At 52.0% G+C, this 24,562-nt stretch carries 20 protein-coding genes; 7 read left to right on the forward strand and 13 right to left on the reverse strand.

Going from position 1 to position 24,562, the window contains the following annotated elements; genetic code table 11:
• Positions 1-21: 21 nt before the first annotated feature.
• The 7 genes from yhdP to csrD form a co-directional block, all read right to left on the reverse strand.
• On the reverse strand, positions 22-3,822 hold the full coding sequence (yhdP, locus tag I6L53_RS20310) for an AsmA2 domain-containing protein YhdP (RefSeq protein ID WP_042324976.1): 3,801 nt from the start codon (positions 3,820-3,822) through the stop codon (positions 22-24).
• Positions 3,823-3,878: 56 nt separating this feature from the next.
• Positions 3,879-5,348 carry a ribonuclease G gene (rng, locus tag I6L53_RS20315; RefSeq protein WP_042324974.1) on the reverse strand — a complete coding sequence of 490 codons (1,470 nt, stop codon included), beginning with the start codon at positions 5,346-5,348 and terminating at the stop codon, positions 3,879-3,881.
• Positions 5,338-5,931, reverse strand: coding sequence for a Maf family protein (locus I6L53_RS20320; RefSeq protein WP_042324972.1), 594 nt, complete (start codon positions 5,929-5,931; stop codon positions 5,338-5,340). Before I6L53_RS20320 ends, rng begins: the two co-directional genes overlap by 11 nt.
• A gap of 8 nt (positions 5,932-5,939) precedes the next feature.
• Entirely contained in the window at positions 5,940-6,428 is a 489-nt protein-coding gene (gene mreD / locus I6L53_RS20325) for a rod shape-determining protein MreD (RefSeq protein ID WP_042324970.1), read from the reverse strand.
• Complete coding sequence (gene mreC, locus I6L53_RS20330) at positions 6,428-7,456, reverse strand: rod shape-determining protein MreC (RefSeq protein ID WP_042324968.1); 1,029 nt, start codon at positions 7,454-7,456, stop codon at positions 6,428-6,430. The genes mreD and mreC overlap by 1 nt, the downstream gene beginning before the upstream one ends.
• A gap of 63 nt (positions 7,457-7,519) precedes the next feature.
• The gene (gene mreB, locus I6L53_RS20335) at positions 7,520-8,563 is read right to left on the reverse strand and encodes a rod shape-determining protein MreB (RefSeq protein WP_000913396.1); all 1,044 of its coding nucleotides are present in this window, start codon (positions 8,561-8,563) and stop codon (positions 7,520-7,522) included.
• Positions 8,564-8,871: 308 nt separating this feature from the next.
• Entirely contained in the window at positions 8,872-10,812 is a 1,941-nt protein-coding gene (gene csrD, locus I6L53_RS20340) for an RNase E specificity factor CsrD (protein WP_042324966.1), read from the reverse strand.
• 206 nt (positions 10,813-11,018) lie between these two features.
• On the opposite strand from csrD, the gene acuI reads away from it, so the two are divergent.
• The 5 genes from acuI to accC all read left to right on the forward strand — a co-directional run bounded on the left by acuI (position 11,019) and on the right by accC (position 15,913).
• Positions 11,019-11,993, forward strand: a complete 975-nt coding sequence (gene acuI, locus I6L53_RS20345; protein ID WP_042324964.1) for an acrylyl-CoA reductase (NADPH) — start codon at positions 11,019-11,021, stop codon at positions 11,991-11,993.
• A gap of 105 nt (positions 11,994-12,098) precedes the next feature.
• Complete coding sequence (msrP, locus tag I6L53_RS20350) at positions 12,099-13,103, forward strand: protein-methionine-sulfoxide reductase catalytic subunit MsrP (RefSeq protein ID WP_042324962.1); 1,005 nt, start codon at positions 12,099-12,101, stop codon at positions 13,101-13,103.
• A complete protein-coding gene (gene msrQ, locus I6L53_RS20355) occupies positions 13,104-13,703 on the forward strand; it encodes a protein-methionine-sulfoxide reductase heme-binding subunit MsrQ (RefSeq protein ID WP_042324959.1) in 600 nt (199 codons plus the stop codon). It begins immediately after the preceding gene.
• Positions 13,704-14,085: 382 nt separating this feature from the next.
• Positions 14,086-14,553 carry an acetyl-CoA carboxylase biotin carboxyl carrier protein gene (accB, locus tag I6L53_RS20360; protein ID WP_042324957.1) on the forward strand — a complete coding sequence of 156 codons (468 nt, stop codon included), beginning with the start codon at positions 14,086-14,088 and terminating at the stop codon, positions 14,551-14,553.
• A gap of 10 nt (positions 14,554-14,563) precedes the next feature.
• A complete protein-coding gene (gene accC / locus I6L53_RS20365; protein WP_042324955.1) occupies positions 14,564-15,913 on the forward strand; it encodes an acetyl-CoA carboxylase biotin carboxylase subunit in 1,350 nt (449 codons plus the stop codon).
• 82 nt (positions 15,914-15,995) lie between these two features.
• Here the strand turns inward: accC and I6L53_RS20370 are convergent, their stop codons facing one another.
• The 6 genes from I6L53_RS20370 to I6L53_RS20395 are packed head-to-tail and all read right to left on the reverse strand — an operon-like array spanning position 15,996 to position 22,353.
• Complete coding sequence (locus I6L53_RS20370) at positions 15,996-17,042, reverse strand: aldose 1-epimerase family protein (RefSeq protein ID WP_042324953.1); 1,047 nt, start codon at positions 17,040-17,042, stop codon at positions 15,996-15,998.
• Positions 17,039-18,001: a sugar kinase gene (locus I6L53_RS20375; protein ID WP_042324951.1), complete on the reverse strand. Its 963-nt coding sequence runs from the start codon at positions 17,999-18,001 to the stop codon at positions 17,039-17,041. Before I6L53_RS20375 ends, I6L53_RS20370 begins: the two co-directional genes overlap by 4 nt.
• A 21-nt stretch (positions 18,002-18,022) precedes the next feature.
• Entirely contained in the window at positions 18,023-19,012 is a 990-nt protein-coding gene (locus I6L53_RS20380; protein WP_042324949.1) for an ABC transporter permease, read from the reverse strand.
• Positions 19,013-20,512 (reverse strand): sugar ABC transporter ATP-binding protein, encoded by a 1,500-nt coding sequence (locus tag I6L53_RS20385; protein WP_042324948.1) that lies wholly within the window; start codon positions 20,510-20,512, stop codon positions 19,013-19,015. It lies immediately after the preceding gene.
• A 59-nt stretch (positions 20,513-20,571) separates the two neighbouring features.
• Positions 20,572-21,462, reverse strand: coding sequence for a substrate-binding domain-containing protein (locus I6L53_RS20390; protein ID WP_042324946.1), 891 nt, complete (start codon positions 21,460-21,462; stop codon positions 20,572-20,574).
• Positions 21,463-21,498: 36 nt separating this feature from the next.
• Entirely contained in the window at positions 21,499-22,353 is an 855-nt protein-coding gene (locus I6L53_RS20395) for a tagatose bisphosphate family class II aldolase (RefSeq protein WP_042324944.1), read from the reverse strand.
• A gap of 338 nt (positions 22,354-22,691) precedes the next feature.
• On the opposite strand from I6L53_RS20395, the gene I6L53_RS20400 reads away from it, so the two are divergent.
• Both I6L53_RS20400 and I6L53_RS20405 read left to right on the forward strand, forming a co-directional pair.
• Complete coding sequence (locus I6L53_RS20400; protein ID WP_052425425.1) at positions 22,692-23,522, forward strand: DeoR/GlpR family DNA-binding transcription regulator; 831 nt, start codon at positions 22,692-22,694, stop codon at positions 23,520-23,522.
• 31 nt (positions 23,523-23,553) lie between these two features.
• Entirely contained in the window at positions 23,554-24,492 is a 939-nt protein-coding gene (locus I6L53_RS20405; RefSeq protein ID WP_232231114.1) for a sugar kinase, read from the forward strand.
• The last annotated feature ends 70 nt before the right edge of the window (positions 24,493-24,562 follow it).

Raw genomic sequence — 24,562 nt, forward strand, 5'->3', positions numbered from 1 at the left:
CAATTCCTTGCCCCCGTCAAATCATTGCGAATTTTCTTTCCGCGGCTGACGCAGGACTTCGTTGATCTGTGGTTTGTCGAGCGGACCGGTGATCCGATAGCGCAGAATCGAGACTTTACTCCACAGCGGTCCCAGCACTTTACTGGCGGCAAAGACCGCCGCGCCAACGATCGGGTTCACCGCAAACGCGGCAGCCACACCCACCGTGGCAGAGATTTCCGGTGCCACCACCGCTTCAACATCCAGCTCGCGACGCACCAGGTTGACCGAGCCTTTCATGGCGATATCCGCCTCCAGTCCATCCACCAGCGTATCGTCCGTATGCAATATGCCGTCTTTGATCCAGGCGGTGCTGCGAATGGAGTCGAAGTAAAATCCTTCGTTGAAGGTATCGCTAAAATCAAAGCGCAGTTTGCGCAGCAGTGCGTCAAAGCTCAGCAGGCGCAGCAACTGTCCCGCGTGCCCGGTGCTTAACTCAGTGATCTCCCCTTTGCCCAGCCGGGTGCGGATGATGCCGTTTAGCGAGGCTTCCTCCGGCTTCCACGGCGGGTTGCGCCAGTGTAGATCGTAATCAACGTTAAAAGACGCGTTACGAATGGGGGTGGATACGCCAAAGAACCCTGCCGCCGCATCAATCTTGTTACCCCGCAGCTTCCCTTTCAAAGAGGTGCGCTCGCTGCCAGGCGTGTTTACCCACTGTCCGTCCGCCGTCAGTCGGGTGAAGCCGGTATCCAGCAGACCGTTACTCAGGTTCAGGGTATCGCCCTGAATGGCCACATCCGCATCGATGCGTCCGTATTTCTGTCCCCACATCCAGCACTCTTCACAGCGCAACTGTACGTCAGGCCAGCCACGGAAACTAACGCGATCTACGGATGCAAATGGTGAAGCTGACGCGTCGCTGTTATCCGTTTTGACGGTGGCGGGGTTGTAGTAGAGGTATTTGATAAACGCCTGCCACGGCGCGTGATTGCGCATTGCCAGCGTCGCGTTGATCTCCCGTCCCTGCGCCTCGACGTTTGTACCCTTCGGCGTCGGTTCGGAAACGATACTCAGGTTGTTCCACTGTTGCCCTCCCAGCGTTAACGCCGGCGTGCGCAGCGTAACATGTTGCGGGAAGTTCGCGTTGGCCCCGACGTTGTCCGCCGCGCCTTTCTGGAACAGAGCCAACCATTGCGCACCATCCATCGCTGGCAGATTCAGCTCAATGCCTTCTCGCTCAGGCAAAGGCGGTGTCGTATGGCTTTCCGCCGTCCAGATTGCACGGTCCAGCGTCAGTTTCTGATTCAGCAACCAGCGGCTATTAAAGTGGTTATCCTGCCCGGCGCTACCGGTGAGTGTAAAGCTGCGCAGGTCGCCGGTTGCTTTGATTTTAACGGGTAACGCCGCGCCAGCCTCTTTATCCAGCGGAGAAGGTAAGTGACTGCTTACATTCCGGAGATCGCTGTTCAGCTCAATATTGTACGTCGTACCAGAATGATACGGCAGGTCGATTCCTACTTTGCCGCTCCACGCCATGCTGCCGTTGAGCGCGTCATTGACCTGGGAAGGTAACACACCGGTGCGAGCGGGCTGCCAGTTGCCGTTGAGATTCACCGCGACCTGATAGGCTTTCGCGCCCTCTGTGGTAGTAAAATCAACGTTCAGCGGCTGATTGAACCAGTTCGCCGTCATCGGCTCACTTTTCAGGTTGCCATTGGTAAAACTGAATTTGCCGCTGAGGTTTTTCAGAGTACTGTCGAGCGGTTTGATAAACAGGCTGTTATCGCGCAGCGACACATCGCCTTTTGCGGTAACCCGTTCGCCGTCCAGCGGGATATCCAGATGTAAGCGAGCATTCACATCGCCGTCGATCTGCAACTGCTCAAGCGTGGCACCCAGCGATGTTTTCAACGGTGTGTCATCAAAATATGGTCCCACCGCCTTGCCCGGCCCCTGAATATCGGCGTCAATCAGCAACTTTTCTTTCGCGTAGTCCGGGATAATAGCCGTCAGATTCGTGGCCTTCACGCCGCCTAAATTAACGCCATCGGTTTTCATCCACAGGCCGTCGTTAAGGAAATCCAGCTCAATATTCAGATCGGTCAGCGCCGGCCAGTCCGGTTGAAAAGCAAATTTTGCATTGCGCAGCGGGACCAGCACTTCAAACTGACCTTCGTTGTGCTTGTACGGGAACAAATGCGGATTGCCGCCGTACACCAGCGTCGCATTATCCGCTTCTCCACCCTGAATCGCGCCGCTGAGATAATCCACCAGCGCCTTGCCCATCAGGTTCTCCGGGAAGTAACGCCAGGCCTGAGAACCGTCGTCGGTGCTGATACCCGCCAGAATCCCCAGCCAGGGGTCATCGCCTGTCGGTTGCAGATAGCGGAAACCACCGCGCGCGTGGACCGCTTTCGCTTTCACGTCGATGTTACGTCCGTCCAGTTGAAAGCCTTTGTCATTTTTCAGCCAGTTCAGCGTGGCAACACCGTCTTCAATTTCTAATGGCGCACGAAAGACCGTTTCGTAGGGCATTTTTGCCTGTTTCATCGACGCGGTCAGCGCGCCATTTTCCACGCTCCCGGAGAGCGTTCCGGAGAAGTGTTCCGCACCCGGCAACAGTTTCCACTGCTTCCACGCCAGATCGCGCCATGACGCCTGAAAACGGGTCTTTTCTGTGGCCTGAAGCGGAATATCCAGCGCCAGGGTGTCAATATTTCCGCTCGGTTGGGTGGCAAGCCAGATATCCCCCAGAGCAGGCGAGAGCTTCGACACCATCGGGCGCAGTCCCTCAAGCCCGGACAACTCCAGATGGCTGGCGCGGATGCGCAGTTCGTCACTGCGTTTACTGTCTGCACCGCCGACTTCCTGCTCAGGGATCCAGGCAAGTTGTAACGCACCGCGCGGCCAGGCCTTGCCGTCCATCGTGATACGGGTATCAGGAATAGAAAACTGCCAGCCGGGCTGCTCACGGCTGATATGCGCCGTCAGGTTGTCGACAGAGAGCGTATGCGTGTTATTGTCGCCTTTCCAGCTTGCCCCGCCCTGTTTTAGCCAGACATCGCCACCGGCGATTTCACCTTTGCTGATGGTCATCCAGCCTTCGAGGCTAAAGCGCGCGGTTTCCAGCGCCACGTTATCCTGCATCCATTTGCCCAGCCACGGCTTCACGTCGATGTCGTCAGCCTGCAGCCAGACCCGACCATTATTCAACAGACCTTCATCATCACGCAGATCCATACGCACCTGCATAACGCCGTGCTGCCCGGTCAGACTGGAGAGACTGACTTGTCCTTCCGCGCGATGGCGGTTTTTACCGTTCACCCAGGTGAGTTGCGGAATCGCCAGTTCAGCACGCTGGCCGGACAGCGTCAGAAAGCTGATTTGGCTGTCGCGTAGATCAAAGTGATCGAACTGGCGCAGGAAAAGATCGTTGATTCGGCTGGCTTCCAGTCCGTCACCGCCTTCGCTACGTTCAATGGGCGTGTTGGTACGGAAGTTCAGCTGCCAGAAGGTGAGATCGCGAAACTGCCAGCGCATGTGTAGCAAACTCTGCCAGACATCCAGCGCCAGGGTAACGCGTTTTACCGAAAATTCACCGCCGTCTTTCAGCTCCGCGTGGATATCACGCGCTTCGAGGGTGGGACCAAAATTTTGCCAGTTGGCAGAGATCTGGCTGGCCTGGACCGGCAGTCCCGTTGCACACTCAATTTTGCTGAGGATCGTCGGACGCCAACTGTCGAGATGCGGTAATGCCAGGCGCAAACCACTGACCAGCAGCGCTACGACAACGACGAGCGCGGCTCCAGTGAGCAATAATATCCCCGGCAATCGCCTCACGCGTCTCTCCTTGTCTGCCTAAAAATGTGTCGCCCGTCATGCGGCACAGCATCGGTTTACATCATGACGACGTCAAACTGCTCCTGGTTATAGAGCGGTTCAATTTGTACTTTGACCTGTTTGCCGACAAAAATCTCTACTTCCGCCAGCGCGTGCGACTCTTCCCCTTTCAGGGTCTCCGCGACTGCTGGGGAAGCATAGACCAGAAAGCGGTCAGAGTCGTAGGCGTGGTGCACGCGAACGATTTCACGCATGATCTCATAGCAGACGGTTTCCACTGTCTTCACCGTGCCGCGGCCATGACAGGTCGGACACTCGTTGCACAGCACATGCTCCACGCTCTCTCGCGTACGCTTACGCGTCATTTCCACCAGACCCAACTGGGAAAAACCATTAATGCTGGTTTTCACCCGATCTTTACTCAGCGCCTGCTCAAGCGAATGCAGCACCCGGCGACGGTGATCTTCATTATTCATGTCGATAAAATCGATAATAATGATGCCGCCAAGATTACGCAGTCGCAACTGACGGGCAATCGCCTGGGTCGCTTCAATATTTGTGTTAAAGATAGTGTCATCGAGATTACGATGGCCAACAAACGCGCCAGTATTGATATCGACGGTGGTCATCGCTTCAGTCTGATCGATAATCAGGTAGCCGCCGGATTTCAGTTCAACTTTGCGTTCCAACGCACGTTGGATCTCATTTTCAACGTCAAAGAGATCGAAAATCGGCTGGCGTCCGCTGTAATGCTCCAGCTTGCTGGTCATTTCCGGGATATATTCCGCAGTAAATTCCAGCAGCGCTTCATAGGTCAGACGGGAATCCACGCGAATGCGGTCTAACTGTGCATCGGCAAAATCACGCAGCACACGCTGCGCCAGCGCCAGTTCGCCATACATCTGATAACGCGTCTGCGGGCGCTTTTTGCGCTCCATCACTTTGGTCCAGACGCGCTTAAGGTACGCGGCATCTGACGCCAGATCCTCTTCACAGACCCCTTCCGCCGCGGTGCGGATGATAAATCCGCCCTGCTCGTCGCAGTATTCGGCGACCACTTTTTTCAGGCGTTCACGCTCGGCTTCGCTTTCGATACGTTGAGAAACGCCAACGTGCGAGGCACCAGGCATAAAGACCAGATAGCGAGACGGCAAGGTAATGTCGGTTGTCAGGCGCGCGCCTTTGGTGCCCAGCGGATCTTTTACCACCTGCACCATCAGGTCTTGCCCCTGACGCACCAGCTCTGAAATATCGCGAACCGTGAACTGTTTCTGCTCTTCACCCGCCACGCATTCAGTGTGGGGCATAATGTCAGAAGCGTGAAGAAACGCAGCTTTATCCAGCCCAATATCTACAAAAGCCGCCTGCATACCCGGAAGTACGCGACTGACCCGACCTTTGTAGATATTGCCTACGATCCCACGTCGCGCTTCGCGCTCAATATGAATTTCCTGCAGAATACCGCCATCAATGTACGCCACGCGTGTTTCCGATGGCGTTACGTTTACCAACAATTCAGCCGTCATGTTTATCCCTTTTCTCACGCAGTGAGTTAAAATTGCTCAGCAACTCATACGTTTCAACCAGCGGTAAGCCGACCACGGCGTGATAACTGCCATTTATCTTCCTGACAAAACAGCCACCCTGCCCCTGAATACCGTATGCACCTGCTTTATCCATCGGTTCACCGCTGGCGATATAGTCAGCGATGTCCGCATCCGTCAGCGCTCTGAACGTCACCTCGGTCATCACCAGGCAATCGAGCACATATTGACTATCCGCCAACGCAACGGCTGTCATCACCTGATGCGTTTGCCCGGACAATTTGCGCAACATCAGCGCCGCATGGTGTACGTCACGCGGCTTCTCTAACACTTCACCGTTGAGGGTAACGATGGTATCTGCTCCCAGCACGGGAAGATCGCGTGGCGTCAGCGCCACACCTGCCAGGGCTTTTTCCCGCGCCAGACGTGACACATATTGCTGTGCGCTTTCTCCCTCGCCACGCGTTTCTTCGATTCCCGTGACAATACGTTCAAAAGAAACGCCCAACTGCGTAAGCAGTTCCTGGCGGCGCGGCGAACCGGAAGCTAAGTATAGAGACGTCATAGAAACCTTTATTGCACTGCAAATTGCTGGCGGACTTTACGCATCAACAAGAAAAGCCACGGCCAAAGCACACCATTAACTACACTACTCCAGAATACTTCAGGCCTGAAAGAAACGTTGATCACTAAAAACTCTGACCAGAAAACAATAATATCCACCACCAGTGAAAGCAACATCACCACCAGCGCCTGCTGCCAGAGTGCCAGATTGCGAAAGAGCTGGAATTTCAGCGCCACCAGATAGGCGATGATACTCATTGACAACGCCCTCACGCCAAGTGTGGAACCGCTAATGAGATCCAGTATGGCACCCATCACGAAACCTGTGCCCACATTAACGCGGTGCGGCAGGGCGAGGATCCAGTAGAGTAAAATGAGCAGCACCCAGTTTGGCCGAAAGACAATGATCTCTTCCGGCCAGGGCATCACTTGCAGTAACAGTGCGATAAAGAACGAGAGCCAGATAACCCAGCGCCCCTGGCTACGATAGCTTGCCACTACTGGCCTCCCGGCGCACGCGGTGGAGGCTGCGTCGTACCCGTTGGCGAAGCGGCAGGTGACGAAGAGATACCCGTCGCCGGTGCAGGCACAGGCGGTGGCGGCCCCATCATATCCGGAGACGGCAGCACTTGTGGCATCATCTGCATCAGGCGTTCATTTGCCACACGATGCACATCTTCCGGCGTCATCGGGTTGGCACCGTTACGGTCGGCCCCCCACAACAGCAGCAGATACCGCAGACGCTGCAAGCCTGCGGTAGGGCGCGCCTGAATCACAGTGTAAGCACGTTGGGTATCCAGCTTGACGGAAGAAACCACCGCAACCGGATAACCTTCAGGGAAACGTCCGCCCAGACCCGATGTGACCAGCACGTCGCCAACGCGAATATCGGTATTGGCTGGCAGGTGTTCGAGTTGCAGATCGTCGGTACAGCCGTTACCGGCCGCAATCACCCGGATGTCGTTGCGCAACACCTGAATGGGCAAGGCATGAGTGGCATCGCAAATTAACAGAACACGGCTGGTCAGTTTCGCTACCGCGACGACCTGGCCGACCACACCTTTATCGCTGATTACCGGCTGGCCTTCGTAAACGCCGTTCACGCTGCCTTTGTCGATAACCACCTGGTCGCTGTAAGGATCGTTAACCGTAGAGATGACCTGCGTCACCATCTTTTGTTCATCCTGGCGCAGCGGTGAACCCAGCAGCTCACGCAGGCGCGCGTTCTCCTGTTTGTACTGCCCCAGCATCAACAGTTCACTGTTTTTTAACAGCAGTTCCTGGCGCAGCGCCCGGTTTTCAAGCTCAAGCTGGTCGCGTGACGCGAGCGTTTGGGAGACGCCGTCAAGCAATTCACGGGGACCATTGGAAATAAAGTAGAAAGGACTGACGGCGGTATCCATGTACGTACGGATCTGACTGAACGTACCCAGGCGGCTATCGGCAATAATAACGCCGAGCGCCACCAACACCGCCAGAATAAGGCGAATCTGTAGCGACGGGCCACGGCTAAAAATTGGCTTCATAAGTTTGCGTATTCTCGTATCAGAGTCGGCAGGACAGCGTGACGCTCTCCTGCCGGCATCCGATTACTCTTCGCTGAACAGGTCGCCGCCGTGCATATCGATCATTTCCAGCGCTTTACCACCGCCACGCGCCACACAGGTCAGCGGGTCTTCAGCAACAACAACTGGAATACCGGTTTCTTCCATTAACAGACGATCAAGGTTACGCAACAGCGCGCCACCACCAGTGAGCACCATTCCGCGCTCGGAGATATCAGACGCCAGTTCCGGCGGGCACTGTTCCAGTGCAACCATCACCGCGCTAACGATACCGGTCAGCGGCTCCTGCAGAGCTTCCAGAATCTCGTTAGAGTTCAGGGTGAAGCCGCGAGGAACACCTTCAGCCAGGTTACGGCCGCGCACTTCAATTTCACGCACTTCGTCGCCCGGATAGGCAGAACCGATTTCATGCTTGATACGTTCTGCGGTGGCTTCACCGATAAGAGATCCGTAGTTACGGCGCACATAATTAATGATGGCTTCATCGAAGCGATCGCCGCCGATACGTACAGAAGAAGAATAGACCACGCCGTTCAGAGAGATAACAGCGACTTCCGTCGTACCGCCACCGATGTCCACAACCATGGAACCGGTTGCCTCAGAAACCGGCAGGCCAGCGCCAATTGCCGCAGCCATCGGCTCTTCAATCAGGAAGACTTCGCGGGCGCCAGCGCCCTGTGCGGATTCACGAATAGCACGACGCTCAACCTGAGTGGCACCAACCGGTACACACACCAGCACACGCGGGCTTGGACGCATAAAGCTGTTGCTATGCACTTGCTTGATGAAGTGCTGGAGCATTTTTTCAGTCACGAAGAAGTCAGCGATAACGCCGTCTTTCATTGGGCGAATAGCAGCAATATTGCCCGGCGTACGGCCCAGCATCTGCTTCGCATCATGACCTACTGCAGCCACGCTTTTCGGTGAACCGGCACGATCCTGACGAATGGCCACAACGGAAGGCTCATTCAATACGATGCCTTGTCCTTTTACATAAATGAGGGTATTCGCGGTACCCAGGTCAATGGACAAGTCATTGGAAAACATGCCACGAAATTTTTTCAACATACTAAGGGATAATCCTGAAAGCTGGGGCGGAAAACAAAATCCGCTTACTTTACCAACCACACGCAGCAGCGACAAGGCGCAAAAATCATCTGCTACGGTGAAAATTAGTGCAGTTCGTTTCCTCTGTTACAAATCTCTACCTGAGTCCCTCAGGGCTGAGCACTTCAGCAGCAATCCTCGCCCTCATTTGCAACCGGTTTAAGGTCATTCACCTGCATATGTGCTGTTACAAAATGGCGAGCAGACAAGCACACCCCCATGAAGGCACAGCGCGCGTTATTCTACGTGAAAACTGAACAAACGGCAGGTTAAACCGAGTATCTTTGAGAATATTTTTTCACATTGGTATCCAGCGGCTGGGAGGCAGCAAAAAAATCCCCCTGTCCACCGGAAACACCACGCGCTGTCAGCGTCTGCCACTCACCGCGCGAACGTACGCCCGTTGCATAAACCTGGGTGCTGGTACCCGAGCACGCTTCCACCAGGCTTTGAACCAGCAACTGGTTTTCCGTTCGCTTCTCAATGTTCCTGACCAGACTCGGGTGGAGCTTGATCAATTCCACATTGAGCTCTTTAATCCAGCTGGTACTCACCAGCGTTAAACCCGCCTGTGTGACGGCAACCCGAACACCCAATGCATTCACTAAGCGGATGACGGGTTGCAATCGGCTGATGTGTTGACCTACATCCGCCTCTGCAAGTTCAATAATTATGCGTTTTCGTTGCGATTTTTCACACTGCATCAAGGTATCGCGTAACCAACGCTGAAAACGCGGACGAATCAGCGACTCTACCGTCACCTGCATTGCCAGGTTCTCTTCTGGCCAGTAGTTCAACAGTGGGATGACACGACTGATTTGTAAGCGGTCATACTCTTCTGATAAACCAAACTGTAAAACCATCGGCATGTATTCCGCCGAACTGACCTCTTCATTACCATCGAAGATCCGGCACATCAGTTCCCGATGATGAACGTGCCCGTCCCGGGTGACGGCCGGTTTCTGATAGATTCGCGGGCCGCCTCGACTCAGCATCTGCTCAATCAGCGTCCGCCAGCGCACGTTGCCACGCCCTTTTTCCGGCAGTGAATCGTCATACACCGCCCAACTGTTCCCGCCCTGCAGCACGGCGTTACGGGTCGCCGCTTCGGCATGTTCCATCACCTGTTCGGTCGACTGTCCGCTACGCCAGGCGCATATACCGATATGTACCATATCGTCACGATCGAGCATTTTATTAGTCGGAAGTGCATCAACCGCTTTTAATAGTTGTCCGGCTACGCTTTCCGCCTCTTTCAGGGTGCGGTGTGGCAGGAGAACGGCAAAGTCACTGCGATGGTAACGCGCCAACAGTGACCCCGGATAACGCATCATAAAGGTGGATAATAAATTGATCAGGCTGAACAGTTCTTCTTCAGCAAGGTTACGCCCCCAACTGTCGCGCAGCAGGTTAAAGTCCGGCAGGCGAATCATCATCACCACACCATGCGCGCCGACTTTTTCCTGATCGTCCAGCAGCGTTGCCAGTTGGTTGTCAAAGAAGAGCCGATTACTGAGACCGGTTTTGGTGTCCTGCGCGGCGTAAGAGCGAATCAGCGTATCGAGACGGCTGCGCTGCTCCTGAGCGCTCTGGATTTCAGCCAGTAGCATATCCAGTGCGCTGCTGGTGCGCGTCGGCCATTCATAGACAGTACCCCGTACGCTGGCACCGCGCTCTCCATTCAAAATTCGCGTCGAGCGTATCTCCAACAGTTCCTGCCCGGAAAGTTGACGCTGAAGCCAACGCACCGACAGAAACAGCATTAGCACAATAAAGCCAATAGCCAGCGTGAGCGGCGCAGTGGTTATCAGTGAATGAAAATAGTTGCCCATCGGATCCTGGTAGACCAGATCCATCGTCATTCCCGGGTGTTTCATCAGCGGAACCGAAAGCTCGCGAAAGAGATTACTGGTGCCAACCGGGCGATAGCTGCTGTTGCGGGTTTGGCTATAAATGACCTTATCGCCCTGCAACAGATCGACGCGCACAATGTCCGCTGACACCATCAGTTCATCGATCAGCGAGGTTAACTGGTTGAAATCGCGCGAAACCAGATGCGTATCAATCGCTGTCGCCACCGACTGGACACGATGGCTCATCTTGTACTGGATGGCGTTGTAAAAACTCAGCGAGCAGCCGATCAGGGTCACAAAGATGGTTAACCCGGTGAGTAGCGTGACAAAAGCTGAGAATTTCGTCGTTAATCGCATCCTTGAGTTAACTCCGACGGTTGAATTGTGACATGAAACTGCTTAACTGAACGCGAAATTCGTCCGGTTGCGCAAAGAGTGAGTGCATACTACCAAATCAGGTGTATCTGGCAATTTATTGCGTTGCATCGGCTTCACGTTTCAATTAGCGAGTATAGTCTTCAGACGTCATTTTCCAATCCACCATGCAAAATTGAGGACAGGTTATGCAGGCTTTGATCTTAGAACAGCAGGACGGTAAAACCCGTGCATCCGTGCAGACTCTCGAAGAAAGTCGGCTGCCAGAAGGCGATGTCACAGTGGATGTCCACTGGTCCAGTCTGAACTATAAAGATGCGCTCGCCATCACCGGAAAAGGAAAAATCATCCGCAACTTTCCGATGATTCCTGGCATTGATTTCGCCGGTACCGTTCGGGCCAGCGAAGATCCTCGTTTTCATGCGGGCCAGGAGGTATTGCTGACCGGTTGGGGCGTTGGCGAAAACCATTGGGGCGGTCTGGCAGAACAGGCACGAGTGAAAGCGGACTGGCTGGTTGCATTGCCAAAGGGGCTGGACAGCCGTAAAGCGATGGTGATCGGCACCGCCGGGTTTACTGCCATGCTGTGCGTGATGGCCCTTGAAGAGGCAGGCATTCGTCCGCAAGACGGTGAAGTCGTGGTGACGGGCGCCAGTGGCGGCGTCGGCAGTACCGCGGTCGCGCTGTTGCATAAGCTGGGCTATCAGGTTGTTGCGGTATCCGGACGCGAAAGTACGCATGATTATCTCCGGCAGTTAGGCGCAAGCCGTATCCTGGGCCGTGATGAGTTCGCGGAATCTCGTCCGCTGGAAAAACAACTGTGGGCTGGAGCGATTGATACCGTGGGCGATAAAGTACTGGCGAAAGTGCTGGCGCAGATGAACTACGGCGGCTGTGTTGCTGCCTGTGGTCTGGCGGGCGGTTTTGTCCTGCCGACGACGGTGATGCCATTTATTTTGCGCAACGTCCGCCTGCAAGGGGTTGATTCCGTAATGACACCGCCGGCGCGGCGCGCACAGGCCTGGCAACGTCTGGTAAATGATTTACCAGAATCATTCTATGCACAGGCCGCGACGGAAATTTCGCTGGCCGACGCGCCGAAGTTCGCTAATGCCATCATTAATAACCAGGTGCAAGGCCGTACGCTGGTTAAAGTGAAGTAAACACAAACGCCGCAGAAATTTACACTTAATTAACTAAATTTCGCTGCGTACTGACAGACTCCCTGCCATAGTAACTACGCATTATGCGTACGCCGGGAGCCTGTTATGAAAAAATCACGTCCACTTACAGAAGCCGATGTCACCGCCGAATCGGCTTTCTTTATGCATCGCCGCCAGGTGCTGAAAGCGCTGGGGATCGGGGCTGCCACGCTGTCGCTGCCGATAAGCGCCCGGGCCGATCTACTAAGCTGGTTCAAAGGGAACGATCGCCCGCCCGCGCCCTCCGGCAAACCGCTGGATTTCAGCAAACCCGCCGCATGGCAAAACACGCTGCCGTTAACGCCAGAAGATAAAGTCACAGGCTACAACAATTTCTACGAGTTTGGTCTGGATAAAGCCGATCCAGCCGCCAATGCTGGCAGCATGAAAACCGATCCCTGGACGCTGAAAATCAGCGGCGAAGTGGCCAAACCGTTAACCCTGGATCACGATGCGCTGACAACACGCTTTCCCTTAGAGGAACGAATTTACCGGATGCGCTGCGTCGAAGCCTGGTCGATGGTGGTGCCGTGGATTGGTTTTCCATTACATAAACTGCTGGCGCTAGTCGAACCCACCAGCAATGCAAAATATGTGGCGTTCGAGACGCTTTACGCGCCGGACGATATGCCGGGACAAAAAGATCGTTTCATTGGCGGCGGATTGAAATATCCCTATGTCGAAGGACTGCGCCTGGACGAGGCAATGCATCCGCTGACGCTGCTGACCGTTGGCGTTTACGGTAAAGCGCTGCCGCCGCAAAACGGCGCCCCCATTCGCCTGACGGTGCCCTGGAAATATGGCTTTAAAGGCATTAAATCGATTGTCAGCATCAAACTGACTCGCGAACGGCCACCAACCACCTGGAATCTTGCCGCTGCCAATGAGTACGGTTTTTACGCCAATGTGAACCCGCATGTCGATCATCCGCGCTGGTCGCAGGCAACAGAACGGTTTATTGGCGCGGGCGGGATTCTGGATGTGCAACGACAGCCCACCCTACTGTTTAATGGCTATGCCGATGAAGTGGCCACACTGTATCGTGGCCTGGATTTGCGGGAGAATTTCTAAGTGCGGCTGAATGCAAAACAAATAACCTGGCTGAAAGTCGCTCTTCATCTGGCGGGATTGCTGCCGTTTCTTTGGCTGTTCTGGGCGATTAACAGCGGCGGACTCAGCGCCGATCCCGTGAAGGATATCCAGCATTTTACCGGTAGGATGGCTCTGAAATTTCTGCTCGCCGCCTTGCTGGTTACGCCGCTCGCGCGCTACGCTAAACAGCCATTATTGATACGCACGCGTCGTCTGCTGGGGTTATGGTGTTTCGCCTGGGCCACGCTGCATCTGACAAGTTATACGCTGTTGGAGCTGGGGATCCATAATCTCGGCTTGTTGGGACGAGAGCTGATTACGCGTCCGTATTTAACGCTTGGGATCACCAGTTGGCTCATCCTGTTCGCGCTGACGCTAACGTCAACGCAGGCGGCGCAACGAAAACTGGGCAAACGCTGGCAACTTTTACACAATTTCGTCTATCTTGTGGCGATCCTCGCCCCGATACATTATCTGTGGTCGGTGAAGATTTTATCGCCTCAACCCATCATTTATGCCCTGCTGGCACTGCTGCTTTTGGCCTGCCGTTACAAGAAGTTCCGCCAGTGGTGGCGCTAGTTCAGCGAACTGTGCAGTCGGTTACAAAATGCAGAGACCTGGATGTTATTTGTGTGTTAGCGGTTGATTATCTTCCCTGATAAGACCAGTATTTAGCTGCCAATTGCTACGAAATCATTATAATGTGCGACCTTGGCTCCCTGGACGGCGTTTTTAGACCGCTGAAAAGGTGACAATCGAGCATTGAAGGTATATTTTGTTTTTTGCCGGTGGATTGCAGCAAATCGCCGCATGTTAACCGACAAGTCTCACATGAATCGTTGAGGCGGAATATACCGGCGTCCAGGCAGGCAAAAGCCGTTTTGCCGTCGGGACTCACGCTTTACAGACAGCGCTCAACGCCTGTCACAATCACACTAAACAAAGAGTACGGAACCCACTCATGGATATTCGTAAGATTAAAAAACTGATCGAGCTGGTTGAAGAATCAGGCATCTCCGAACTGGAAATCTCTGAAGGCGAAGAGTCTGTACGCATCAGCCGCGCAGCGCCAGTAGGTAGCTTCCCGGTGATGCAACAAGCCTACGCTGCACCAATGATGCAGCAGCAACCTGCTCTGTCTAACGCAGTTGCTCCGGCAGCAGAAGCGCCGGCAGCCGCCGCAGCAGAAATCAGTGGTCACATCGTACGTTCCCCAATGGTTGGTACTTTCTACCGCACCCCGAGCCCGGACGCAAAAGCGTTCATCGAAGTGGGTCAGAAAGTCAACGTAGGCGATACCCTGTGCATCGTTGAAGCCATGAAAATGATGAACCAGATCGAAGCGGACAAATCAGGTACCGTGAAAGCCATCCTGGTCGAAAGTGGTCAACCGGTAGAATTTGACGAGCCGCTGGTCGTCATCGAGTAACGAGGCGAACATGCTGGATAAAATTGTTATCGCCAACCGCGGCGAGATTGCATTGCGAATTCTTCGTGCCTGTAAAGAACTGGGCATCAAGACTGTCGCTGTGCACTCAAGCGCGGATCGCGATTTAAAGCACGTATTACTGGCGGATGAGACGGTTTGTATTGGCCCGGCCCCGTCCGTAAAAAGTTATCTGAACATCCCCGCTATCATCAGCGCCGCTGAAATCACTGGCGCGGTGGCAATTCACCCGGGTTATGGCTTCCTCTCTGAGAACGCCAATTTTGCTGAACAAGTTGAACGCTCTGGCTTCATCTTCATCGGCCCGAAAGCTGACACCATCCGTCTGATGGGTGACAAAGTGTCGGCCATCACCGCGATGAAGAAAGCTGGCGTCCCGACCGTACCAGGTTCTGACGGCCCTCTGACCGACGATATGGATGCTAACCGCGCCCATGCTAAACGCATCGGCTATCCGGTTATCATCAAGGCGTCCGGCGGCGGCGGCGGTCGCGGTATGCGCGTAGTACGCGGTGACGCGGAACTGGCGCAATCCATCTCCATGACCAAAGCGGAAGCGAAAGCGGCTTTCAGCAACGACATGGTTTACATGGAGAAATACCTTGAGAACCCACGCCACATCGAAATTCAGGTGCTGGCAGACGGTCAGGGTAACGCGATCTATCTGGCTGAACGTGACTGCTCTATGCAGCGTCGTCACCAGAAAGTCGTCGAAGAAGCACCCGCACCGGGCATTACCCCGGAACTGCGTCGCTACATCGGTGAGCGTTGCGCGAAAGCGTGTGTGGATATCGGCTATCGTGGCGCAGGCACCTTTGAGTTCTTGTTCGAAAACGGCGAGTTCTATTTCATTGAAATGAACACCCGTATTCAGGTTGAACATCCGGTGACCGAAATGATCACTGGTGTTGACCTGATCAAAGAACAACTGCGCATCGCTGCGGGTCAACCGCTGTCGATCAAGCAAGAAGAAGTGCAGGTGAAAGGCCATGCGGTGGAATGCCGTATCAACGCCGAAGATCCGAACACCTTCCTGCCGAGTCCGGGTAAAATCACCCGCTTCCACGCGCCAGGTGGTTTTGGCGTGCGTTGGGAATCGCATATTTATGCCGGTTACACCGTACCGCCGTACTATGACTCAATGATCGGCAAGCTGATCTGCTACGGCGAAACCCGTGATGTAGCAATTGCCCGCATGAAGAACGCGCTACAGGAACTGATCATCGACGGCATCAAAACCAACGTTGATTTGCAGACCCGCATCATGAACGACGAGCACTTCCAGCATGGTGGTACCAACATCCACTATCTGGAGAAGAAACTCGGTCTTCAGGAAAAATAACATTAGACCGATCGCCTATCGGTAATGATGTCTGCGCGTTAAACGCCGGGTTTTCGATGAAAATCCGGCGTTTTTTATGGCGTTAGCGATAACTGCCTATTTCCATTTTCAACGCCTCTATCGCCGCCTCGTTTTCCACAATACCGAGCTCAAAGTCGTAATTCACTGTTTCACCGGGCTGAATAAACGCCAGACGCCCCTGGGCACGCTCTTTCGCTCGGCCATCAGGAAAACTGTTGCTTACTTCCAGCCCCATCACATATTCTCCCGCGCCTAAATTTTTCCACTGGATAAAATTAGGTAACTGCCGGGTATTGAATTTCTCATAGATCCCCCAGCCCAGTTGATGGTTGAACAAAGCAACTTTACTCATTCCTTCCTCATCGCTATTGAGCGCCATGTAGTAAACCTGCTCTGCAAAACCCGGCTGTGGCGGGCTAATAGTTAAATGATCCGCTAGCCCCTCCTCAGCTCTCGGCGTACGCGGCACAACACGTCTTGCCGACAGAATAATTTCCGCCTCCGGGGAAAGCAGCGGCCAGCCGTAGTTGAAGTGATAGAGTATTTGTAACGGCTGTGGAGTGAACCCGTTATTCGTCACCTTATCCGTAATGTGCAGAACATTCCCACCATACGTACAACGAATCGTTCTCTCCAGGGTCAGATTCTCACCAAACAGGCGCGTTTCCCGTACCTTGCCGTTAATAATAAATTCAATCCCCTTTTCGCTACGCTCAGTACGATAGCCCACCTCTTCGGCCGGGATCGAGGCCAGCCGCCCGTGCAACCCCAATGTTTCGCCGTCATCTTCGCAGGGTGTACCGATATAGCTCAGGCCACAGGTCGTCAGTAGCCCAGCATAGAAACTGCGTAAAAAGCCGTTACCCTGAGGTTCAAAGAACGTGGGGGCAACCATCCCACCTGGCGCGATAAAAGAGAGTGAGGTCTCTTTGTAGCTGGCCCAGGCGATATCCAGCGCCCGATCTTTCACCACGGTGAAGGAAAGCCCACCACCGGTTCGAACATCGAATGCTTCTGTTCCTTTCGCTCTGCCGCTACATAACTCATAGTGTTTAATGCCAGCGACCTGAGAGAGATCGCCAATCCACGGCCAGATTTCATTTTTCATAGGGTCGCGTCCTGAACAGACTGGGCATGACGCTGAATAAACGCATCGACGTCCTCAAGTCGGGAAGTACCTTCCATTGGGCCACGCTGCGTGACTGCCATCGCGCCGCAAACATTAGCGTATTGCAAGGCTTTATGCGCATCAAAACCGAGCAGACGAGAGGCCACGTATGCGCCACCGAAGCAATCCCCAGCCCCGGTGGGATCCACCTCATCAACCAGGTAACTATCTACATGAAATTGTTCCTGTGCAGAGTAATAGCTCGCGCCCTTGCTACCTCGTTTTACAATCACTTCTTTGACGCCTTCAGCAAGGAAGCCAGCAATTGCACGATCCGGCGTAGAGTGCGGCGAAAGCAACAGGACTTCACCTTCACTGGGCATATAAATGTCGGTTAATTCGAGAACAAAGTGCAGTGCATCGCGCATTTCTGGAATATCAAGCATCTCTTTGCGAATATTAGGATCAAAAGAGATCATGCCACCATTTGCTTTTACTATGGTTACCGCTTTTTTAACGGCATCAACCATATGGAATGAAAACAATGATGAACCCATTATGTGAAAATGCGTGCAATCTTTCAGAATGTGCTCATCGACATGTTGTGCCGATAATTTTCCACAAGCGGCATTCTTGATATTAAAAATAAAATCACGATCGCCAGAGTGGTGGTAAGTGACAAATGCGCTGCCCGTCGCCTCCAGTGGCAGTCTGGATATTCCCCTAATATCAACCCCATCAGTAGCAAGTCGGTGAATATTAATATCACCAAAACCATCATTGCCGACGCAGCTAATAATACCGCAAGATACTCCAAATCGCGTAACCTGATCGATAAAGATAGCCGGAGCACCGCTAGGGTATGGACCGTTCCACACGCCTGGTTGATCAAACGGTTGCCCGATTCGGCTTGCCATAATTTCAACCAGAATTTCCCCAATCGTGAAAACCTTACTCATATGATTAATCCCCTGAAATAATCAGCTGCGTTTTCTTTTATTTCTGACATCAACATATACCGCAACCAGAATGACCAGTCCTTTAACCACCATCTGGTAAAAGTAAGGAACATTCATTAAATTCATACCATTATTTATGACACCAATGGTTAATGCGCCAATCATGGTACCGATTACCGTCCCATAGCCCCCATTAAGGCTGGTTCCCCCCAATACGGCGGCAGCGATAGCATCCAGCTCATAGCTGATTGCAGAGTTGGGTTGCCCGGAATAAAGGCGGGAAGCGAGGATCATACCGCTGATCCCGGCCAGTACGGCTGTTATCATAAAGACCTTAATCTTCAGACTGACAACGTTAATGCCAGAATAAACTGCAGCCTCTTTATTTCCACCAGTAATATAAATCTTGCGGCCAAATGCCGTTTTCGTGAGAATAAAATGGTTAACCAATAACAACACCAGCAGAATCCAGATGGGAATCGGCACCGATAAAAATTCACCGTTACCCAGAGCAAGGAAAGCATCGTTCTTGATCATTACCGGTGTGCCATCTGTCACAATATAGGCAATGCCGCGGAATATACCCATCGTAGCGACTGTCACAATAAAAGAGGGAATACCTGCCAGTGCCGTTAAACCACCATTAATCAGGCCCAACACCAATGCGGCAACAATCGACAGTGGCACCAGTAAAATAAATGGAATACCCCATGAAGCACCAAGTGCCGCAAACGTCCCAATCAATGCAATGGTAGAACCGACTGACAGATCAATATCACCGAGAAGTAATACATAAGTCATACCGTAAGCGGTAATAGCAATAATGGAAACCTGAAGGGTAATATTGATAATGTTATTGGTTGTAAAAAAACTGTCATTCATAAAGCTAAACAGAATAATCAATACCAGCATGCCACTCAAAATTCCGCCATATTGTTTAAATAGCTGCCTGACCCCATTCACACCAGGTGTAACCGGACTTTTCGACACCGGCAAACTCTTCTCACTCATTTAACATACTCCTGTAGCCGCAGCCATTACCTGCGTCTGAGTTAAATTTTCACAAGAATAAATATCAGCAACCATTTTATTGCGCATTACCACCAGACGATCGCTTAATGCCATGACCTCCGGCAGTTCAGAGGAAACCAGAATAATTGCCGTCCCAGCCGCAGCCAACTGGCGTATCACGTTATAAATTTCAAACTTAGCCCCAACATCCACACCGCGCGTCGGTTCATCAAGCAGCAGAATTCGCGGAGTCCTCTCCAGCCATTTCGACAACACGATTTTTTGCTGATTACCCCCACTTAATGCCCCAACCGACTGATGAATGGAGCTAACTTTAGTGTTCATCCTGGTGACTGCCGCTAGCGTTCGCTGCTCCTCTTCCCGATGATTAATCAGACCCAGCCCTGATGCGTTATATTGAAAGGCAACATGGTGAGTATTCATATTCACGTCATGCATCAGCACCAGCCCTTCTTCCTTGCGGTTTTCTGTGACAAATGCAATACCCTGATCGATAGCCTGTTTTGGGCTCGAAATCATGACCGCTTTACCATCAATCAGCAGGGTTCCCTGATAAGAGATCAGACCAAAGAGTGCTTTCATCACATCTGAACGCCCGGCACCGACCAGACCAAAAAACCCCAGCACTTCGCCTGGACGAACAGAGAAACTCACCTCCCGGAAGAGGTGCGGATGAGTAAGATCCCGAACCTCAAGTTTTGCCGGCACGCTTTCATCCGGCCTGTCTCCAATACGTGGCGGCCAGATATTCTTCATTTCCCGTCCGACCATTTGTGCAATCAGATGCTTAATATCGCTCTCTTTTTTCTCATGTGTGGCAATATATTCCCCATCACGAATAACCGAGATATCATCAGAAATCCGCATGATTTCATCCATTCGATGGGAGATATAAATGACAGCACAACCACGCTGCTTTAATTTCGCGATGATGTTGAAAAGTATTTCTGCTTCGTTATCGCTGAGCGAAGATGTCGGCTCATCCATAATGACGACATCTGCTGGATAACTTAACGCCTTAGCAATTTCAACCAATTGCCGATGCGCCATTGACATATTGCCAACGAATGTCTGCGGATCAAGTGGAATACCCAGATCGGTCAATAATTGCTGACAATCAGCAAGCATCTTTTTATCGTTAATGACCCCAAAACGCCGCGGCTCATTGTTGGCATAAATATTCTCTGCCACGGTCATATTATTACTCAGACTGAGCTCCTGAAAAATAATGGAAATACCAAGCTGGCGCGAGTGCTGCGGATTGTTGATAGTGATGATTTCACCGCGTAACTTTATTTCACCTGATGTTGGCGGGTATACACCAGCCAGAATTTTCATGAGTGTCGACTTTCCCGCACCGTTTTCGCCCAGTAATGTATGCACGCGTCCCCGGCGAAGAGTCAGCGTAATATCCTTCAGCGCCTGTACGTGGCCAAACGTCTTTGCAATATGCGAAACATCAAGAATAATATCCGTCATAGTGGCCTCTGTATCACAACAAAACGCACGGGCGTTTTGTTGTGAGGTGACGAGTGGACTTATTTTCCGGTATATACACCCGGTTGCACAGGGATCAGTTTTTCTACCGGCTTGCCGTTAAGATGATCAACGGCGGCGTCCACCGCTTTGGCACCCATCTGATCCGGGTACTGGCGGATAACCGCTACGAAAGTTTTTCCGCTATCAACCGCATCCCGCGCTTCTTTCATCCCATCAAAACCAATGATTTTAATGTTATCGTTACGGGCAGATTTCGCCGCAATGACGGCCGCCAGCGCCGCATCGTCGCCGAAGCCAAACAACCCGCTCAGATTTGGGTTTGCCTGCATAATATTCTGTGCCGTGGTCAATGCTTCAGCACGAGTAATACCGGGTTGCTCTGCAACAATCTTGATATCTGGCGTCTCGCTTAATCCTTTTTTAAACCCATCAACTCGCGCCACCACCGATTGCAAAGCCGGATAAGAGATAATGGCCACCGTGCCTTTACCCTCTAAAAGTTTACCCATTAATTTCCCAGCTTCGACACCACCTGCATAGTTATCAGTGGCAACGTGCGCAACCACGGGCACACCATCGGCAGCCACATCTACAGTAATCACCGGAATGCCTGCTTTATCAGCTTTAATAATAGCGGCCTGCACACCTTTGGAGTCAACCGGGGAAATAATAATGGCATCAACTTTTTTAGTAATAAAGTCTTCAACATCAGAAAGTTGTTTATTTAAGTCCTGATTAGCGATAGAGATACTTAAATCGACATTATCTTTTTTTGCCTCATCCTTCATCGCATTAGCCAGATCGATATAAAAAGGGTGCTGCTGTGTTAATAACGAGGCACCGATTTTATACTCTTTGGCCCAGGTACTTTGTGATAACAAAGCCAGACTAATTAATATAGTCGAGCTGAGTAATTTAATTTTTTTCATAAACACTCCTGATTATTTTTGTAGGGTATAATAATTTTAAATTTTTCCTTCACTGCCACAGACGCCAATAATCCGGGTCACCACCTCTGTCATCGCCGCTTTGGCGGGTTGCATATAGTGCCGAGGGTCGTTTGCGGCAGGGTTATCATGAAAATAACCTTTCAATGCATCGGCAAAGGCGATTTTCAATTCCGTTGCAACATTCACTTTGCAAATTCCGAGATGAATGCACTTCTTCACATCCTGTTCTGATAAACCGGAGGCACCGTGCAAAACAAGTGGAACGTCAACACACCGGCGGATTTGCTCCAGACGCGCAAAATCCAGTCGGGGCTCCCGGGTATAGAGTCCATGCGCCGTACCAATTGCCACCGCCAGTGAATCGATCTGCGTGCGCTGCACAAACTCTGCCGCTGCTTCCGGTGAGGTGTAAGCGGAATCTTCAACATTCACCACCAGATCATCTTCCTGTCCACCGAGGCGACCCAGTTCCGCTTCCACGCTCACATCGAAACGGTGGCAAAACGTAGTGACCTCTTTGACGCGGGCAATATTCTCTTCAAACGGCAGATGCGAGCCATCAATCATGACGGAGCGGATCCCGGCGCGTACTTTCTCCGTAATGTCATCGTATCGTTCATGATGATCGAGATGCAGCACAAGCGGCTGTTGATATTCATGAGCCAGCGCTTTCACCAGTGACACCAGATTTTCAACACCGCCGTAGCGATAAGTCCCCGGAGTCCCGGCAAGCATGACCGGAGAACGGTGTTGTGCTGCCGTTTCCACAACCACCTGCAAGGTTTCAAGGTTATGAATATTGAATGCTGGAACGGCATAGCCCTCGACTTGTGCTTTCTGCAGCATGTTCTTGCTTGAAATGATGTACATCGCATCTCCTGATTTTCGCTTTACCTTACAAAACGAAGAAATAAAAATTTAACTTTCATTTTGTAAGAAAACTATCACAGGGAATACGTATAAAAGCGTGACGAATCTCAAAACATCACAACTAAACTTACAAAACAAAAATAAAAATATTTGCTAACTTTGAAAGTGTAAGTTTAGAAAACCTCGCCAATAAATTATTTTTTTATTAAATATCATATAATTAAGGTAATCTTATGCAGAAAGCCAGGCTGTCGATATTCATTTCAAAACGTAGATAGTGATGAAGGATAACTTTCAAAGAAAAAAACATGGGACTATAGTGTACGCAATTCAGGCTAATGATGAGTGTTAACGTGCCCAGGAAATCATCTAATCTTTTGAAACGCAGGCTAAAGATTGCTGAAATCGTCGCCACCCAGGGGGAGATAAAAGTTGATGACCTGTCTGCCCAGCTTGGTGTCTCCGGCGTCACTATTCGCGGCGATTTGAGTTATCTGGAGCAGCAGGGATATCTAAAACGCTCATTTGGTGGCGCTATCGCTACTCCAGCGCCACCAGGCGAACCCGAGCAATTTCAACCATCCACTACGCTTTCCCTGGCGCAACAGATGGAGAGTGCACGACACTGCGTCAGACTTATTCGCGACCGAGATACGCTGTTTCTCGGTCACGGTTCGCTTTGTCGAAAAATAATTCCCTTGTTAAGCGAAGTGAAAAAGCTGCGCCTGGTAACCAACGATCCAGAACATGCGATCCTGGCCAATCAATTCATTGACGGAGAGATCATTCTGGTCGGGAATGAAATGCTGCGTCCGGATACCGTGCTGGCGGGAAAATCGCTGGAGCAGGCACTGCAGCATTACACGATCACCCACAGTATTCTCGAAATTAGTCATCTTGACACTGATGGCACACTAAATACGGATATGGCCAAACTGGCTCCGGCCTGGCAGCTTTGCTTCGATCATGCGCAGAATAAAACCGTTATTATTACCGCAAACGCGGTATCGCCAGTGGCAATTGGCAATCTCGATCAGGCGGAATATGTGATCGTCTGCCGCAGCATCAACGAGCAATATCAGCGACAATTACAGGATGCTGATTTTGTTATCCTCTACACCAGCAATGAGTGCTTTACCTGGTCTAACCGTGAAAGGCTTAAGGAATGAGAGGACGTTTGTGACACTAACCATCTGTACTATGGGCGAATTACTGGTCGAATTTTTATCCCGTAGCCCGCAGCAAAAATTCACGCAACCTGGCGAGTTTATCGGGCCGTTCCCCAGCGGAGCGCCTGCCATTTTCGCCGCACAGACAGCAAAACTCTCTCACAGAGCGATTATTTTCGGCTGTGTCGGAAATGATGAGTTTGGCCGTCTGAATATTGAGAGGCTGCGGCATGAAGGGGTGATCACCGATGGTATCCATATCATGGAAAACGCAGTAACTGGCACAGCCTTCGTCAGCTATCGTAGCCAGCAGGAACGCGATTTTGTTTTTAATATTCCCCACAGCGCCTGCGGTTTGTTTACTGCCGAGCACATTGAACCGGGACTGTTGCAACAGTGCAGCCATATTCACATCATGGGATCATCACTGTTCTCATTCCGAATGATCGACGCGATGCGCAAAGCGATTTCGGTGATCAAAGCCGCTGGCGGTACCGTCTCTTTCGATCCCAATATCCGCAAAGAGATGCTAACTATCCCCGAGATGGCGCAAGCACTCGATTATATCATTGAATATACAGATATCTTTTTACCCAGCGAAAGTGAGCTTCCCTTCTTTGCACGCCATAAAAATCTGTCCGAAAAACAAATTATCAGTGACCTCCTTCACAGCGGCGTGAAGCATATCGCCGTGAAGCGCGGGCAGCGAGGCGCCAGCTATTATCAGCAGGAAAACGGGACTATGCAGGAGTTGCACTTTGACGGGCACAAGCCCAAAACTATCGATCCTACAGGCGCTGGCGACTGCTTTGGTGCCACCTTTGTTACGCTGTTTCTTTCTGGTTTTCCGGCACAGAAAGCACTGCAATATGCTAACGCCAGCGGAGCGCTCGCCGTCATGCAGCAGGGACCAATGGAAGGGATTTCATCGCTGGGCGACATCGAAAACTTTCTTTCCCACCACCCCTGAATGTCAATTTTTCTGTCAGATTATTTTCTCTGTCTGAAGAGTTGCCGTAGAATTGCCCGTTTCTCGCCTC

Source organism: Citrobacter farmeri, from assembly GCF_019048065.1.
GTDB classification, from domain to species: Bacteria; Pseudomonadota; Gammaproteobacteria; order Enterobacterales; family Enterobacteriaceae; genus Citrobacter_A; species Citrobacter_A farmeri.